Here is a 17,098-nt window from a genome sequence, read left to right as displayed (position 1 = left end):
CGGGCAAGCCCGCTCCCACAGGAATCACGCTGACCCTGTGGGAGCGGGCTTGCTCGCGAAGAGGCCGGCCCAAACACCGGAGTTCTTGGTCAGAGCTCAGGGGTCCAGGTCACCCCAAACATCCACGCCCGACCTTCTTCGCGATACCCATACTGGCTGCCTTCATGGCTGTACAACGCCCGGCTGTATCCCTTGTCCAGCAGGTTATCGACCTTCAGCTCCAGGCTGACCTCAGGGTTGAGTGCCCAACTGCTGCGCAATCCCAGCAACCCATAACCAGCCAATGGCTGTTGGTTGTTCAAGTCGTCATAGCTGCTGCTCACCGCTTGCCAGCTGGCGCCCAGGCCCAGGCGGTCGAACTGTCGATCCAGGTCCCAGCTCAATGTACGGCGTGCACGACGGGCCAGGGTATGCCCCGTGTCGCGGTCCCGCGGGTCGATAATCGCTACGCCGAGGTTGCTCTGCCAGCCGAACAATTCCTGTTTCAACGCCGCTTCAAAACCGTTGATGCGGGCCGAAGCCACGTTCTCCGGCCGTGAATTGCTGCCGAAGATGATCGCGTCTTCGAGGTCCGTGCGGTACAGCGAGGCCTCCAGGCGACTGCTCTCGGTCAATTGGCTGCGCCATTGCAGTTCATAGCTCTTCGAGGTCTCGGGTTTCAGGTCAGGGTTGCTGAAGTCCGGGTAGTACAGGTCGTTGAAGGTCGGTGCCCGGAAACCTTCGCTGTAGGTCAGCAGCACATCGTTGTCCGGGTTCAGCGGCAGGGTGAAGGTGCCGCTCCAGCTGTTCTGGCCGCCGAACTGCTGGTTCTGGTCGCGGCGCAGGCCCAGTTCGGTGGAGAAGCTGTCGGCCTGGTAGCGATGCTGGATAAAGGCCGCGCGGTTCCAGCGACTGTCCTCGTCGAACGGTGTGCTGCTGTTGACCCCGTCTTCGTACCAGTCGCCGCCGAGGATCAGGCTGTTGCGCTCGTTGAGCGTCAGGTCGTTCTGCCAGTTCACCGAGTCGCGGTAGGTGTTGAACACGCTGCGCTCATCGCTGAGCTTGTCGAACGTCTTCTCGCGGTTTTCGCTGTGGCCGAATTCAACGCGGGTTTTCCACAGGTCGTTGACCTGTGCGTCGACGTAGCTGCTGACACTGCTCACATCGAATTCGTTGTAGGGCTGCTGTTGGACAGACTCGAAGGTGTTCAGGTCGAAGCGGCCGAACGGATTGTCGAATTCGCTTTTGCCACGGTTATCCAGCAGGTTGGCGCCGATCTCGACGTCGTCGGTGAGGGCGTGACTCAGGCTCAGGCTAAGGGATTTGTTGCGGTACGCGTCGTGATCGCCGTCGCTGGGATACGACTCATGGGTGCGATCGATCCCGGCGGTTTCGTCCAGGCTGGCGCCAAGGTTGAAGCGGGTCTGCTCATCGCCGCCGGACACGCCAAGGTTGCGCTCCCAGGTCTGGTTGCTGCCAAAACCCATATGCAGCCGGGGTTGCAGGCCGGGTTCGCTGCCACGCCGGGTGAAGATCTGGATCACCCCGCCAATCGCATCGCTGCCGTAGATCACCGAACGGGAGCCGCGCAGCACTTCCACGCGCTCGACCTGGTCGATGCTGATGTGTTGCAGGTTGCTGTCACCGGAGGACGCGTTGCCGATCCGTTGGCCGTCCACCAGCACCAGGCTCTGGGCAGACTGCGTGCCGCGAATGTAAATCCCCGGCAGGCTGCCGCGTCCGCCGGTTTGTGCCACCTGCACCCCCGGTACACGGCGCAGCAGATCAGTGACGCTGTTGGGTTGCAACCGGTCGATGTCTTCGCGGGTGAACACCGTGTTGGCGGCGCTGCTGTCGTTGCGCGCCTCGACCTGGCGGTTGGCGCTGATCAACACGTCGGGCAGCTTCAGGGCCTGGTCGCGTTCGAAGGTGTCGGCCAGCAGCGGGCCGGCTGGCAGCAGGGTCAGCGTCAGGGCGAGGGGGGAGAGTTTCAAGGGAAGTCCATGGAAGGTCTGGTGTGACGCTTGCAACTGTGGGAGCGAGCCTGCTCGCGATGAGGGTGTGTCAGTCAAGGAATTGGTGACTGTCAGACCGCTATCGCGAGCAGGCTCGCTCCCACAGGGTTTTGCATGTGTCTGGTGTTTAGATGTTGAGCAGTTGCAGGCGTTCGCGAATCGAAGCCTCGATCCCGGCTTCATCCAGGCCACACTCTGCCAGCATCTGCGCAGGCTTGGCGTGTTCGACGTAAATGTCCGGCAAGCCCAGGTGCAGCACCGACTTGAGGATGTTCTCACGGGCGAGGAATTCGCTGACCGCACCGCCGGCACCGCCCATGATGGCGTTTTCTTCGACGGTCACCAGCAGGTCATGGCTGGCAGCAATCTCGCGAACCAGTGCTTCATCCAGCGGTTTGACGAAACGCATGTCGACCACGGTCGCATCCAGTGTCTCGGCGACTTTCAGCGCCTCGGCCAGTTGCACGCCGAACACCAGCAGGGCGACCTTGCTGCCCTGGCGGCGAACCACGCCCTTGCCGATTTCGATCGGTTCGAGGTCTTTTTCGATGGTCGCATTCGGGCCGTTACCGCGCGGATAGCGCACGGCTGCCGGGCCTTCGTACAGATGGCCGGTGGTGAGCATCTTGCGCAGTTCGTTTTCGTCGCTCGGGGTCATCACCAGCATGCCTGGGATGCAACGCAGGAACGACAGGTCGAAGCTGCCCGCGTGGGTTGGACCGTCTTCGCCGACCAGGCCGGCGCGATCGATGGCGAACAGCACGTCGAGGTTTTGCACCGCGACGTCATGCACCAACTGGTCGTAGCCGCGTTGCAGGAAGGTCGAATAGATCGCCACCACCGGCTTCGCGCCTTCGCAGGCCATGCCGGCCGCCAGGGTCACGGCGTGTTGCTCGGCAATCGCCACGTCGAAGTAGCGCAGCGGGAAACGCTCGCTGAAGGCCACCAGGTCCGAGCCTTCCTTCATCGCCGGGGTGATCCCGACCAGGCGCGGGTCGGCAGCCGCCATGTCGCACAGCCATTCACCGAACACGCCGGAGTACTTCGGCCCGCTGGCTTTTTTCGGCGCAGCGGCGGGGGCGTCCAGGGGTTCGAGCTTGGTGATGGCGTGGTAACCGATCGGGTCGACTTCCGCCGGGGCGAAGCCTTTGCCTTTCTTGGTGACGATGTGCAGGAACTGCGGGCCCTTGAGATCGCGCATGTTGCGCAGGGTGGCGATCAGGGTCGGCAGGTCGTGGCCATCGATCGGGCCGATATAGTTCCAGCCCAGCTCTTCGAACAGCGTGCCGGGTACCAGCATGCCTTTTGCGTATTCTTCGGTGCGACGGGCGATTTCCCAGGCGCCGGGCAGGCGCGACAGGACTTTCTTGCTGCCCTCGCGCATGCTCGCGTAGGTGCGGCTGGAAAGGATCTTCGCCAGGTAGTTCGACAAGCCGCCGACGTTGCGCGAGATCGACATGTCGTTGTCGTTGAGGATCACCAGCATGTTGGCGTCCACTTCCGGCGCATGGTTCAGCGCTTCGAACGCCATGCCGGCCGTCAGTGCGCCGTCGCCGATCACGGCAATCGCCTTGCGATCGCTGTTCTGCAGGCGGGCGGCAATGGCCATGCCCAGGGCTGCGCTGATCGACGTGCTGGAGTGGCCGACGCCAAAGGTGTCGTACTCGCTCTCGGAACGGCGCGGGAAGGCGGCAACGCCGTCCTTCTGGCGCAGCGTGCCCATGCGCTCGCGACGACCGGTGAGGATCTTGTGCGGATAAGCCTGATGACCCACGTCCCACACCAGCCGGTCGTCCGGGGTGTCGAAGACGTAATGCAGCGCGATGGTCAGCTCGATGACGCCCAGACCTGCACCGAAATGCCCACCGGTCTGACCGACCGTGTAGAGCAATTCCAGGCGCAACTCATCGGCCAGGGTTTCCAGCTCGGCTTCGCCTAACCGGCGCAGGCCGTCCGGCGTGTTCGCGCGGTCGAGCAGGGGCGTGGTCGGGCGCTTGCGGGGAATCTCATGAAACGTCGTGGGCATCAGGCGAATCGTTATAGGTATAAAAGATGCGGCAGTTTACCTGATGCATCGGTCCCTGCCCACGCGTTGGTCTTTTTTGGCGGATACGCCGTCAGCTGCGTCGCTCGACGATATAGCGGGCCAGTTCGCGAAGTGGCTCGGCAGCCGCGTCAAACGGTCGCAGCGCATGCAGCGCCTGATCGCGCAGCTCCAGGGCGTAGGCCTTGGCGGCATCGAGGCCAAGCAGGGCCGGGTAGGTTGGCTTGTCGCGGGCAATGTCGGCGCCCTGGCGTTTGCCGAGGGTTTCGGTATCGCTTTCGACGTCGAGAATGTCGTCCTGGACCTGGAAGGCCAGGCCGATGGCCTGTGCATAAGTCTGCAGGGACTTGAGTTCGTCCTTCTCGGCGCGACCGCTGGACAGGGCGCCAAGCTTGACGCTGACTTCGATCAGCGCGCCGGTCTTGTGCCGGTGCATGTATTCGAGGGCTTTCTGGTCGAGCTTCAGGCCGACCGAGCCGAGATCGATCGCTTGACCGCCGACCATGCCCGCCGGGCCTGCCGCCAGTGCCAGCGCACTGACCATTTGCAGGCGGATCTCTGCGTCGGCATCGCTCAGGCGTGGGTCAAGCAGGGCACTGAACGCCAGGCTCTGCAAGCCATCGCCAGCGAGGATCGCGCAGGCTTCATCGAATTTCTTGTGTGTCGTCGGCTGGCCGCGACGCAGATCGTCATCGTCCATGGCCGGCAAATCGTCGTGTACCAGCGAATAGGCGTGGATCAGCTCTACCGCACAGGCCGCGCCGTTAGCTTGCTCCGCCTTGCCGCCCAGCGCTTCGCAGGCGGCGTAGGCCAGCAGTGGGCGCACGCGTTTGCCGCCATTCATCACGCTGTAGCGCATGGCTTCGTACAGCCGCGCCAGCTCAGGGCCAGGCGCGACAAACAGGGTTTCCATGGCGGCGTTGACACGGGCCTGGCTGGTCGCCGAATACGCTGCAATCATTCTGGTTGATCCGCGTCGAAGGGTTCCTCGGCCAACTCGCCATCACGCTCGAGCAGCACCTGAACCTTTTGCTCGGCCTGGGCCAGCGCCGCCTGGCAATCGCGGGTCAGGCCGATGCCTTGCTCGAAAGCGGCCAGCGAGTCTTCCAGCGATAATTCGCCATTCTCCAGACGCTCTACCAGCGTTTGCAGGTCAGCGAGGGACTGTTCGAAATCCAGTGCAGCTTTTTTGCGGGCCATGGCGGCGATTTCCGGTTGACGTTAAACCGGCGCGACACTAGCAGATAGGGGGTTTATGGGCAAATGAGCGGGGTGTTCGGAACCATGGATTCGGGGTTCAGGTGAGCGCGTCATCGGGGTGTCTGATCCGATACCGGGTGCTGCGCCCGCCGCCGGGCAGGCGCTGCAGGCAGCCCTTTTCCAGCATTTCAGCCAAATGACGGGTCGCGGTGGCTTTGGATACTTTCGCCACCGTTTGATATTGCGCGGCGCTGATCCCGCCTTCGAATCCACGCTCTCCACCATCGAGCAAGCGATTGAGCACCTTGGTCTGCTCGGCCGACAGCCCGGATTGCCGGTGTGCCTGCCAGAAGCGGGCCTTGCCCAGCACCGACTCGATCCGCGTCATGGCCTGCTGCAAGCTGCGCAACAAGGTATGGAGAAACCACGCCAGCCATTCGGTGATGTCGAGGGTGGCTTTCTGGCTGTTTTCCAACACGCGGTAATAGCCAGACCGATCTTCCAGAATGCTCGCTGACATGGCGTAGAAGCGAATCGCCTGAGCCTCGCCCTGTGCCAATGCAAGGTCGGTGATGGTTCGAGTCAGTCGGCCATTACCGTCATCAAAAGGGTGAAGCGTGACGAACCAGAAATGCGCGACCCCGGCCCGCAGTAACGGGTCGAGTCCCGCCTGGTTCCGGCTGCTTTCAAACCAGCTGAGGAAACTGTCGACCTGGCGCTCAAGGCCATGGCGCGGGGGGGCTTCGAAGTGAACGGTCGGCCTGTCGAGGCGGCCGGACACTACTTGCATCGGATCATCACCACGCAATGCACCGACACGCATGCTCCGGGCGGCGAGGGCGGTGTCCTGATCAGGAAACAACCACGCATGCCAATCCAGCAATCGTTCCAGTGTCAGGGGTTCGGCGAAATGCTGTGTGGCATCGAGCATCAATTGCGCCAGGCCTTCGCTGCGTTGGCTGACATGATTGCCTTCAAGCTGCTCCAGTCCCAGCCGTCGCGCCAATGAAGATCGCACCGAGCCGACATTCAGCTGCTCACCTTCAATTGCGGATGAGGTGACGATATTTTGCAACAACGCATCCAGTTCGCTCTGCGCACTGAGCGAGGCACCCACGGAACTGGCCATGCCCATCAATTGACCTTGTGCCTGGACGCATTCGCGCAGCAACGGCGCCAATTGCTCGGCATTCCAGGAAAAATTCGGCCAATCGGGCTGTTGCCAGATCCAGAAAGGTGCCATGAACTCGCTACTCTTGGAGGTGTGAGCCGATTAGAGAGGCTATTCGGCTCATGTTATGAGCCGAATATGATCGTTATTCGGCTCATCGTCCAGCCGCGTACGTGATTCCCACCGCATTTTCAGACAGATCTGATTGTTAGGCGCTAACTGAGCGTCTAACCTTCGCGCCATCTACGACCCGAAAGTCATGGGTCTTTCAGACGAAACGCAGTATCCGCATCTGTAACGCGCCGAGGATCAGGCGCAAGGTTTCGTCATGCATGGCAGGAGGCGTCACATGCGCTCATTTCTTTTGCTGCTGATCGGGTGGGTCTGTGCGCCCGCCCTGGCCGCGCCAAGTGCCGAGTTGTCGGACCCGGTGGGCGGCTGGCGCTTCAACGGTTTGCTGGACCGCACGGAAAACCCGCAAGTCGCCTATCCCACGCCGCCCATCGACCGCGGTGTGCAGCGCAACCGCACGATGATCCAGGGCCAGCTCAAGGCCATCGGCACGCAACGTGGGCCCCACACGTTGGCGGTCAACGGAAATCCTCTGAACCTGTACACCGACGACCAGGGTCGTTTTGCCCGGCCCTATGCGTTCGGCGCCGGTTCCAACAGCGTGGAAGTGCGCAGTACCGAGGGCCAGTCGCTCAAGCGCGTGCAGTTCTATGAAGCCAACAACCTGCGCACCCCGGCGCGGATTCGCGTGGTGCTGGGCTGGGACGATCCGAAAGCCGAACTCGATTTGCACATCGTGACACCCGACGGCCAGCACGCATTCTGGGCCCGGCCGGCGATGAGCAATGGCGGCGGCCTGGACCCGGACGGCGTCGACGGCCCTGGCCCGGAAATGTTCACCATGACCGCGCCGCTGCACGGCACCTATCTGGTTTACGTCAACTATTGGGGCAACTTCGGTAGCGGCGGCTATAACTTCGATGAGACCAGCAACCAGAACGAGGTCATCACCTCGCAGATCAACCTGGTGCTGAACGAAAACACTGTCGACGAAAAACGCGAAACCTTCATCGTGCCCCTGCGCGCAATCGGTGACCTGCTGCTGGTCAAGACTTTCAACTATTAAGCATCCCGCTCCACGGATGAATTCGGGTTTTGTGAAATGAGCGATAACACTGTTCCTTCGGCCACCGAAACGCCGAGCCCCAAGCCGTCCCGTCGTTGGCCGGTAATTGTGGCCGGGCTGTGCCTGGTCGTGGGCGTGGCCGCCGGCATGGGCTGGCTGATGCAGAAAAGCAAAGCCCCGGCACCGCAACTGGCGGCGGAAAAACTCGGCATGAGCCGCCCCGATGGTTTGCTCGAGACCCACTCCCTGAGCCAGTTGCCCAAGGACCTGCTGGCGGTGCCGTTCCTCAAGGAAACCCTGACCGAAGATTTCGTCTTCTATTACGAAACCCACGCCGACCGCCTCGGGCTGATCGGCAGCCTGCGGCGGATCATTTACGAGCACGACCTGAAGTTGCAGGACACGCTGATCGAGCAACTGTTCGATCAACCGGCGGACGTTGCGTTATGGCGCGGAGCGGATGGCCGGCTCAAGGATTTTCTGCTGGTGATGGATCGCGGTGGCCTGGCCAAGGTGCTGGAGCCGCTGGCCAGGGTGGCGCTGGATGATTCGCAGTTGAGCAAGCTCGCAGACGTCAAAGTCGGCAACGACGACGTGGCGCTTTATCAACTCACCTACAACGCCAGCAAGGCGCTGCTGTTTGCCTCCCATGGCGACAAACTGGTGGTGCTGTCCAATCCGGTCAAACTCTACGATCCGCAAAGCGGGGCGACGCAGGAATCGGGCAGCGTCTCGACCCAAGCCATCGCCGCGCTGCTCAACGGTGACAAACTGTTCCCCGAAGCCTTTGGCCTGCAACCACGCGCGCCAGAGGTGAAACAGCGGCTATCGGTAAATGCCAGCGTGCTGGCGATGGGGTACCAGCGCTTCATCCCGAATTTCGCCGGGCTGCGCTTCGACATGGATGACAAGGGCTGGCACAGCTTCCTGGCCATGGATGAACTGGACGACCAGCCGGACTTCGATTTCAAACCGATCTGGCAAGCCATGCCCATGGGCGCCAGCGCGTGCGTGGCCCTGCCGCTGGCCGCCGAGCAACAGAAGCCGCTGCTGCTCAAGCTCGGTGCTGATGAGGCCGCGGCCCAGGCGTTGACCGAGCACATGGCCGGCGCGGCGGGCCTGTGCTGGTACGCCGATTCGCGGCTGTACACGCCATTGCTGGTGGCCAGCCTCAAGGATGAAGACAGCGCCAGCCTCGATGGCGAACTGGGCAAGTTGTTCGGTTCGATGGTCGGCGCTTATGAAAGCAAGGTCGAGGAGCACGCGTTCCCGGTGGTCGAGAAGCAGCTTGGCGACAACCGGCAATGGCAGCGTCAGGTCAGCTCCAGTTTCGGTCCCTATGCGGCCAAGGATGCCGAGAATCCCGATGCGATCACCGGCAAGGCATTCATGAACGTCAGCCTGGCGCGCCACGGTTCGACGCTGCTGTTTTCCCTCGATGACAAGCTGCTGGACAAGGCCCTTGGCACCCTCGACAAACGCTTCCCGCCGATGGCCGACGTGGTGCCCAAGGACCTGCTGATGCCGGTGTACTTCGGCCCGGACGCCATGGCGCAACTGATGCAGCGCGAAACCCTCGACAGCCTGCCGCAAGACATGGAACCGGTGTTCTACAACGCGGCGCAAACCTACCTGATTCCCAAGCTGCGCAAGCTCGGCGGATACGGCAAGTACGCCCTGACCCTGCCCGAGGGCAGCGAGCCCGATGGCCACTGGCAATGGCTGCCGCTGCAATGGAAAGCCCTGTGAACATATTGATCCGCAGCCTCGGCGTGCTCGCTTTGCTGTTGAGCGCGGGCGCCCGGGCGATCGAAACACCGGCGCTCGATCCGCAGCAATCCCAGGTATTCCGCGCCTGGTTCGTGCGCATCGCCCAGGAGCAACTGAGCCGGGGCCCAAGCCCGCGCTGGTATCAGCAGGACTGCGCGGGGCTGGTGCGTTTTGCCGCCAACGAAGCGCTGAAAGTCCATGACGACAAATGGCTGCGCAGCAATGGCCTGTCCAACCGCTACCTGCCGCCGGAGCTGCAATTGAGTGCGGCCCAGCGCGGCCTGGCCCAGCAATGGCAACAGGGGGGTGGCAAGGTCGGACCCTACGTCAACGCGATCAAGCTGATCCAGTTCAACAGCCAGCTGGTTGGCCGCGATGTCGCACAGGCGCGTCCCGGTGACCTGATGTTTTTCGACCAGGGCGACGACCAGCACCTGATGATCTGGATGGGCCGCTACATCGCCTATCACACCGGCACCACCAGCCCCACCGACAACGGCATGCGCTCGGCAAGCCTGCAACAACTCATGACATGGAAGGACACCCGATGGATACCCGATGCAGCCAACCCCAACTTCATCGGCGTTTATCGACTGAATTTTCTCTCTCAATGACGGGTGCCCGCATGCTGCGTTTTCTGCCTCTGTTGTTGGCTTTGCTGCTGCCATTTTCGACGGTCAACGCCGACGACACCGTCGAGCCCAGCGGCTACACGCCGGTGGCCGGTGAAAGTTTTTTCCTGCTGGCCGACAGCAGTTTCGCCAGCGACGAACAGGCGATGGTCCGCCTTGAAGCGCCGGGCCGCGACTACCGTCGCTTGCGCATGGAACCCTACGGCGGCGCCGACATTCGGGTGTATCGCATCGACAAACCGCTGGACTTCCTCAAGCGCCAGAAGAACCTGCACCGGGTCGTCAGTGACGGCCAGTTCAAGGGCGAGGGCCTGTCGAATACGCTCGCCTACCTGTGGGACAACTGGTACCGAAAATCCCGTCGGGTGATGCAGCGGGCGTTTTCCTACGAGTCGCGTAAACAAGTTACCGAGCAAGTACCGGAACTGAAGATGGGTAGCGCCATGGCTGCGCCAACCCCCTACGACGCGCAGCCGCAATTCGCCCTGATTCCGGGCCTGCCGGTGGTCAGCCAATTCCGTTATCCGCTGTGGCAAGCCAAACCGATCCAGCCGCCTGAAGGGGTGAATCTCGCCGGGTCTTCCAGTGAGTTCGTCAGTGTTGCGCCGGGCAACGTCTATATCCCGTTGGGCAACTTGAAACCGGGGCTGTACCTGGTGGAAGCGCTGATCGGCAAGTACCGCGCGACCACCATGGTCTTCGTCTCCAACACCGTGGCGGTGAGCAAGATTGCCGGGGATGAGTTGCTGGTGTGGGCTGCGCGCAAACACGAGGGCAGTTCGGTACCCAAGGTCAATGTGCTGTGGACCGATGGCCTGGGCGTGATGAGCAGCGGCGCGACCGATGCCGATGGTTTGCTGCGCCTGAAACACGTCAGTCCCGAGCGCTCGTTCGTGATTGGCGAGGACGAAGAGGGCGGCGTTTTCGTCTCGGAGAACTTCTACTACGACAGCGAAATCTACGACACCAAACTCTTTGCCTTCACCGACCGCCCGCTCTACCGGCCGGGGGATTGGGTGTCGCTGAAAATCGTCGGGCGCGAGTTCAAGAATGCCCGGGATTCAGTGCAGCCATCCGCAGCCGACGTTAACGTGACCGTGCTGGATGCGACCGGTACGGCACTGCAAGCCCTCGATTTGAAGCTCGATTCCAAGGCCGGCACCCAAGGCCGTTTCCAGTTGCCCGACAATGCGGTGGCCGGTGGTTATGAGTTGCGTTTCAACTACAAGGATCAAGCCTACAGCAGCGCCTTCCGCGTGGCCGAATACATCAAGCCGCACTTCGAGATTTCCCTGAACCTGGCCAAGCAGGATTACCGCGCTGGCGAACCGGTCAAGGGCAACCTGGTGCTGCTCTATCCGGACGGCAAACCGGTGGCCAACGCCAGGCTGACCTTGAGCCTGCGCGCCCAGCAACTGTCGATGGTCGACAACGAACTGCAATACCTCGGGCAATTCCCGGTGGAACTGACCAGCACCGAACTGACCACCGACGCCAAGGGCAATGCCGTTCTCGATTTGCCGGCCGCCGAAAAACCAAGCCGCTACATGCTCACCGTGTTCGCCAGCGATGGCGCGGCGTTTCGGGTCAAGACCACCAAGGAAATCCTCATCGACCGCGGAGCGGCGAATTTTCGCTTGAGTGCTCCGCAGCGCTTCAGTGCGGTGGGCGACAAGGTTGCGTTCAGCTACGTCAATGAAAGCGAGCAGGCTGAGGCGGTCACGCCCAGCAGCTATGGCTGGGTTCGCCTGGAGGATCAAAGCACTGGCGAAAGCAAGCTCGCGACAACGGATAAGGGTTTCACCCTGGCCTTCGAGCGCCCGGGGACCTACAACCTGACGCTCAAGGATGACCATGGTCGAACGCTCGGCGCCACGGGGCATTCGGTCACCGGCGAAGGCGTCAAGGCGGTACCCGGAACCGTGGAAATCGTCCTCGACAAACCCGAGTACAAGGCCGGCGATGAAGCTCTGGCGCTGATCACCTTCCCTGAGCCGATCAGCGATGCGCTGCTGTCGCTGGAGCGCGACAAGGTCGAGGCCACGGCGCTGCTGTCCAAGGGTGGCGACTGGCTGAAGGTGGAAAAACTCAGCGACACCCAATACCGCGCGCTCATTGCGGTGCAGGACAGCTTCGCGCCGAACCTGACGTTCTCGGTGCTGTACACCAAGGGTGGCCAGTACAGTTTCCAGAACGCCGGCATCAAGGTGATCACGCCGCAGATCGACGTGGCCATCGCCACAGACAAAGAGACATACCGACCCGGCGACACCGTGTCGGTGGACCTGACCACGCAGTTCGCCGGCAAGCCGATCCCGGCGCATCTGACGGTCAGTGTGGTCGACGAAATGGTCTACGCCTTGCAACCGGAAATCGCGCCGACCATCGACCAGTTCTTCTACCATCCTCGGCGCAACAACGTGCGCACCAGCGCCAGCCTTTCTTTCATCAGCTACGACGTCGCGTTGCCCGGCAGCCCTGGCGCGCCGGGCAAAGCCAACCGCAGCGAGCGCGGCGTGAAGGTGCTGGAGCGTCCGCGTCGCGAAGACGTCGACACCGCCGCCTGGCAACCGGAGCTTGTGACCGACGCCAACGGCAAGACCCGTTTCACCTTCAAGATGCCGGACTCGCTGACCCGCTGGCGCATCACCGCCCGGGCCATCGCCGATGACGGCCAGGTCGGGCAGAAGAAGCAGTTCGTGCGCTCGGAGAAACCGCTGTACCTGAAGTGGAGTGGGCCAACCCGATTCCGCGCCGGCGATAAACCGGATCTCGGAGTGTTTGCTTTCAGCCAGGCGCAAAACCAGGTCAAGGCTGAGCTGGTGATTCATTACGCGGGCAGCGAACAGCGGGTTCCCGTCACGCTCGACAGCGGCATCAACTACATACCGCTGCCGGCGTTCGGGCTGGTCAATGGCGACTGGAGCGCGGAACTAACGCAGGACGGCCAAACCGTCGATGCCTTGGCAGTACACCTCAATGCAACCGGCGAAGGGTGGCAAGTCACGCAAAGCCAACGCCTGGACGTGACCAGTGCAGACATGCCGTTGAGCCTGCCGGCGGATGCAACGGATATTCGCTTGCGCCTGGATGACAGCCCGCAAGCGCTGTTCCGTTCTGCCCTCGATGATCTGCTGGGTTACCCGTACGGCGGGGTCGAGCAAACTGCCAGTCAATTGCTGCCGTTGAGCATCGCCTATCCAGCCTTGTCGTCGAACCCGCAGGTTCGCGATCGCCTGCGCCTGATCATGCAGAACAGCCGCCTGCGCCTGGTGCAAATGGCCGGCCCTTCGGCGAGCTTCACCTGGTGGGGCATGGACGGCGAGCCGGACGCGTTTCTCACCGCCTACGCCTATTACGCCGACTGGCATGCCAGCCGGGTGCTGGAGCTGAGCCTGCCGCCGGAGCACTGGCAGCGGGTGCTGGAGGTGTACGCGAAACAGGCGAAGAACACACCGCTGTTGCAACGGGCGCTGATTCTGTCGTTCGCCAAGCAGATGCAATTGCCGGTCGACACGTTGCTCAGCGGATTGATGGAAGACCTGATGCGCGCTGGTGAGGGCAGGGCCGAAAACGTCATGGACGTGGCTGGCGATAGCCTGGTCATGGCTGATCCGGACTCGGCGCTGGGCCTGGCCGCTGCGCGGACATTGAGTGCTTCACTGGCCGGGCAATCGAAGGTCGCTCTGCCGGCCGCATTCAAGCGGCAATTGGCTGACGCACAGCAGCGACTGGCGACCAGTTCCGAGCCCTTTGCCGAAGCGCTGAATGCATCGCTGCAACCGTTCGATCAGGCGTATGCGCAGGCGTTGTTGCTGCGTTTACTGCCACAGCAATCCACGCTGGAACGTGCGTTGGCACTGACCTGGTTGCAACGCAGCATCGAACAGGCCGCGCCGGCTGTAGCCTTGAAACCGGGAGATGGCTGGAAGCAGAATCAGGGCGCGACGGGTGAAGTCTATTGGACATGGCAAGGCGCGCAGGTACCCGGCGTGTTGTCCCTGAGCGGCGCACAAGAGCGTCCGCTGAGCGCCGCGTTGAGCTTCCAGAGCCAGCAGCCAGCGGTCGATCCGCTGCCGGTGACCATCACCCGTCGCCTGTCGCGACTGGTGCCGGGCGATGAAGCCTTCACCTTCAAACTGCAGCCGGTCGGCAGTGCTCCCTTGTCCAGCGACAACCTCTATCTCGACGAAGTGATCCTGACCAGCAAAGCCGCCAGGCCCTTGCGTTATGGCCTGCTTGAAGTGCCGTTGCCACCGGGCGCGGATGTCGAACGCACGACCTGGGGCATCAAGCTCATGGGCAAGGCCGGAACCGAACCGACAGCGCTGGAGAAGGCCCGTTTCGAGCCGGGACAAATGGCCTACGCGGTGCCGGTGGATGCCTTGAGCGGTGAACTGCGTCTGCGTCACCTGGTGCGCTTCTCGCAGAAAGGCCAGTTCAGCCTGCCGCCCGCGCGCTTCACCCAGGTGTACGCGCCACAGCATCAGGCTCAGGAGCAGAAACCTGCGCTCGGTTCGGTGACGGTTCACTGATATGCGTCGGCCTTGGGTCTGGTTGCTGCTGAGTCTGATTCCCGCGCTGGCCACCGCGCAGGAAGAACCGTTGCGGCTGGCGTTCAAGGACCAATTGCTGACGTTGAGCCGCACGCAGCTGATATCCCGCGAACCGTTATCCGACAGTCTGCAGGCACCCTTGGGCAGTGTCTGGAAACTGTTCGTGTACGGCTGGCTGGTGGACACCGGGGCGCGTGAGCCGGCGTATAGCTGCCGCGGGCAGTCGAAAGAGGAAGTCTATTGCTGCGCCGCCGGTGGCACGATCGAACGGGACCAGGCGTTGGTGAAATCCTGCGGGCTGTATTTCGAGCCGGCGCGCCTGACGCTCGATCCAGGCGCCTGGCGCGAATATTGGCAGGCCCGACAGGCACCCGAGTGGCTGCTGGACTTGCCTTCCTTGCAGCCGGCCACCCGGGTTCCGGTGGTTGAATTGTTGCGCATGTTGGCGCGGATGCCGGCGCAGAACCAGGCGCGTCGCGTGCTACTGGATGTGCTGTTGAACGCGGCGGATGGCAACGTCGTGGGCGAGCTCGGCAGCCGCTTGCGGGTAAAGACCTGGAGCTGGCTGGGGGATCGGGATGCGGCGTCGCGCCAGGGTGGGTTCGCCGGTTGGACGGCGGATGGCACGCCGATCTGGGCGGTAGGGCGCGGAACCAGCCAGCGGGTCCTGCGCGATTACGCCCAGGCGTTGGCGACGGTGCTGCCGACATCCTGGCCGGCGGAGGCGGGGAAGTGCGTCGAGGTCGATCTGTTCTCCCGCTATCCACTGCAGCGGGTAGTGTCAGGTGATCCTGTCATGTCGTCCCGCCAGTTGCAGGGCGACTACCGTGTCGAGTTCGCCAATGGCAACCGTCTGGATATCCACAGTGACGGCGAACTGTTTCTGCTCAACGACAGCCCTTCACCCAGGCTCGTCGCCCGCCTCGATCGCGAAGAATATGTCGCCCGTGTGCTCCAGCGTGAGGCCAGTGCCGAACCCGCTGAAGCCGCCAAAGCCCTGGCCGTGGCCATCCGCACCTACCTGCTGCAAAACGCCACCCGGCGCGGTGATTGCCTGAGCATCGACGACAGCAGCCAGCGCCAACGCGTTGCCCCGCGCCCAGCCACGGCGCAGGCACGCAGCATCGCCGCCTGGACCAGCGACCTGGTGCTTGCCGGCAGCAGCGTGACCTACCATTCCAACCAGCCAGGCCTCGACAGATTGTCCTGGCAACAAGCCGTGGAACAAGCCAACGCCGGCCAGCGCTACGACGCCATCCTGCTTCACGCCTACCCACGGGCCAGCCTCAGCCGCTGGGACAATCCTGTTGCCTCCTGCGAAGCGCTGCCCGCCGCGCAAGACTGGCTGCAAAAGCAGCGCCGCGGCTGGCGACCCCGTCTTGAAAGCGAAGCCGGCTACAACGAAGTCAGCACCTTCGCCGTATGCCGCCTGGCTTTCGGCCGCCCCTTCGTCGACCGCGAACGCCAGCGCATCTACGCGCGTGGCGTGCTCTCGCTGCAGGACCGCCTCGACCTGACCCACGAATACCTGCACCTGGCCTTCGAAGCGCACCCCAACGGCCAGGATGAAACCTACATCGAAGGGCTCGCCCGCCACCTCTTGCTGGAATAGGCCATGACAGATCGTTATCCACAGGTCTTGCTGCTGCTCTGCGCGCTCGCCGTGCTATCACCGGCAACCGCTGCCGACAGTGTCAAACTCGACACCCCCTCTGGCGGCTGGCGAACCGGCGCTCTTGAAGGCGAGGGGGAAAGCTTCCGCCAGACCGTCAACTACCCGGCTTCATCGGTGAACACCCCGGCGGGGCAGGCCAACACCGCGCGCATCACGGGTCAGATCAAAGCAGCGCCGAAGAACGCCGAACCCGGCCGGCTGATCGTCAACGGCGTCAGCATGCCCCTGAAAATCGATCCAGCAGGCGGCTTCGATCGGCCATTCTCATTCCCCAACGGCAGCAACAGCGTCGAAGTCCGCAGCCCTGACGGCCAGCAGCGCCGCCGAACCCAGTTCCTCAACACCAGCGTCGGAGCCACACCCGCCAAGCTGCGGGTACTGCTGGCCTGGGACAGCGACGGCACCGACCTCGACCTGCACCTGATCACCCCCGACGGCGCCCACATCTGGTACGGCGACCGCGCCGTGCCAAACGGCGCCGCCCTCGATGTCGACGTCACCACCGGCTACGGCCCGGAAATCTTCGCCATGCCTGCGCCGATCAAGGGGCAGTATCTGGTGTATGTGAATTACTTTGGTGGTGGGTATCGCAGCGATGAGGAAGGGCAGGAGGATGCGGTTCAACCGCTGACGACGGCGCAGGTGACGGTGATTACGGAGGAGGGGACGCCGAGTGAGAAGATGGAGACTTTTTTGGTGCCGATGCGGGCGGTGGGGGAGTTGACGTTGGTTAAGTCGTTTAGTTATCCGTGAGGGGAATCGTCGGATCACGTTCTTGCGGACATTAAAAAGCCGGCTTGTGGCCGGCATTTCTTTCGTCCGCAGCTTTTCGCACTCTTCCTCAAAGGCTAGATTTTACAAGGCTTTAAACCTACTATCAGTTCGTAAGCGTCCGACGTTGATCGCTGGAAACCGCGA

Annotated in this window: 11 protein-coding genes; 6 read left to right on the top strand and 5 right to left on the bottom strand. The window is 62.6% G+C overall.

The features are described from left to right. Window positions 1–89: 89 nt before the first annotated feature. The 5 genes from PMI35_RS16670 to PMI35_RS16690 form a co-directional block, all read right to left on the bottom strand. Entirely contained in the window at window positions 90–1,973 is a 1,884-nt protein-coding gene (locus tag PMI35_RS16670) for a TonB-dependent receptor domain-containing protein (RefSeq protein ID WP_008059512.1), read from the bottom strand. Window positions 1,974–2,121: 148 nt separating this feature from the next. Beyond that, a complete protein-coding gene (gene dxs, locus PMI35_RS16675) occupies window positions 2,122–4,020 on the bottom strand; it encodes a 1-deoxy-D-xylulose-5-phosphate synthase (protein ID WP_008059511.1) in 1,899 nt (632 codons plus the stop codon). A 91-nt stretch (window positions 4,021–4,111) separates the two neighbouring features. Beyond that, window positions 4,112–4,999 carry a (2E,6E)-farnesyl diphosphate synthase gene (gene ispA / locus PMI35_RS16680; protein WP_008059510.1) on the bottom strand — a complete coding sequence of 296 codons (888 nt, stop codon included), beginning with the start codon at window positions 4,997–4,999 and terminating at the stop codon, window positions 4,112–4,114. Next, the gene (locus PMI35_RS16685) at window positions 4,996–5,238 is read right to left on the bottom strand and encodes an exodeoxyribonuclease VII small subunit (protein WP_007970180.1); all 243 of its coding nucleotides are present in this window, start codon (window positions 5,236–5,238) and stop codon (window positions 4,996–4,998) included. Before PMI35_RS16685 ends, ispA begins: the two co-directional genes overlap by 4 nt. Before the next feature lie 97 nt (window positions 5,239–5,335). Then, window positions 5,336–6,481, bottom strand: coding sequence for a Fic family protein (locus PMI35_RS16690; protein ID WP_008059508.1), 1,146 nt, complete (start codon window positions 6,479–6,481; stop codon window positions 5,336–5,338). A gap of 277 nt (window positions 6,482–6,758) precedes the next feature. On the opposite strand from PMI35_RS16690, the gene PMI35_RS16695 reads away from it, so the two are divergent. Genes PMI35_RS16695 through PMI35_RS16720 form a run of 6 tightly spaced genes read left to right on the top strand, consistent with a single transcriptional unit; the run spans window position 6,759 to window position 16,933 of the window. Next, window positions 6,759–7,547, top strand: a complete 789-nt coding sequence (locus PMI35_RS16695; protein WP_008059500.1) for a YfaP family protein — start codon at window positions 6,759–6,761, stop codon at window positions 7,545–7,547. A 36-nt stretch (window positions 7,548–7,583) separates the two neighbouring features. Then, window positions 7,584–9,296 (top strand): DUF2138 domain-containing protein, encoded by a 1,713-nt coding sequence (locus PMI35_RS16700; protein ID WP_008059499.1) that lies wholly within the window; start codon window positions 7,584–7,586, stop codon window positions 9,294–9,296. Then, entirely contained in the window at window positions 9,281–9,931 is a 651-nt protein-coding gene (locus PMI35_RS16705; RefSeq protein WP_008059493.1) for a DUF1175 domain-containing protein, read from the top strand. Before PMI35_RS16700 ends, PMI35_RS16705 begins: the two co-directional genes overlap by 16 nt. After that, the gene (locus tag PMI35_RS16710; RefSeq protein WP_008059492.1) at window positions 9,928–14,484 is read left to right on the top strand and encodes an alpha-2-macroglobulin family protein; all 4,557 of its coding nucleotides are present in this window, start codon (window positions 9,928–9,930) and stop codon (window positions 14,482–14,484) included. Before PMI35_RS16705 ends, PMI35_RS16710 begins: the two co-directional genes overlap by 4 nt. A 1-nt stretch (window position 14,485) precedes the next feature. After that, window positions 14,486–16,117, top strand: a complete 1,632-nt coding sequence (locus PMI35_RS16715; RefSeq protein WP_008059491.1) for a DUF2300 domain-containing protein — start codon at window positions 14,486–14,488, stop codon at window positions 16,115–16,117. Window positions 16,118–16,120: 3 nt separating this feature from the next. Continuing rightward, window positions 16,121–16,933: a YfaP family protein gene (locus PMI35_RS16720; RefSeq protein ID WP_008059485.1), complete on the top strand. Its 813-nt coding sequence runs from the start codon at window positions 16,121–16,123 to the stop codon at window positions 16,931–16,933. Window positions 16,934–17,098 lie beyond the last annotated feature (165 nt).

The sequence above is a fragment of the Pseudomonas sp. GM78 genome (assembly GCF_000282475.1).
Classification (GTDB): domain Bacteria; phylum Pseudomonadota; class Gammaproteobacteria; order Pseudomonadales; family Pseudomonadaceae; genus Aquipseudomonas.
The sequence above is the reverse complement of the archived record's forward strand: the minus strand, read 5'-3'. Positions and strand labels throughout refer to the sequence as shown.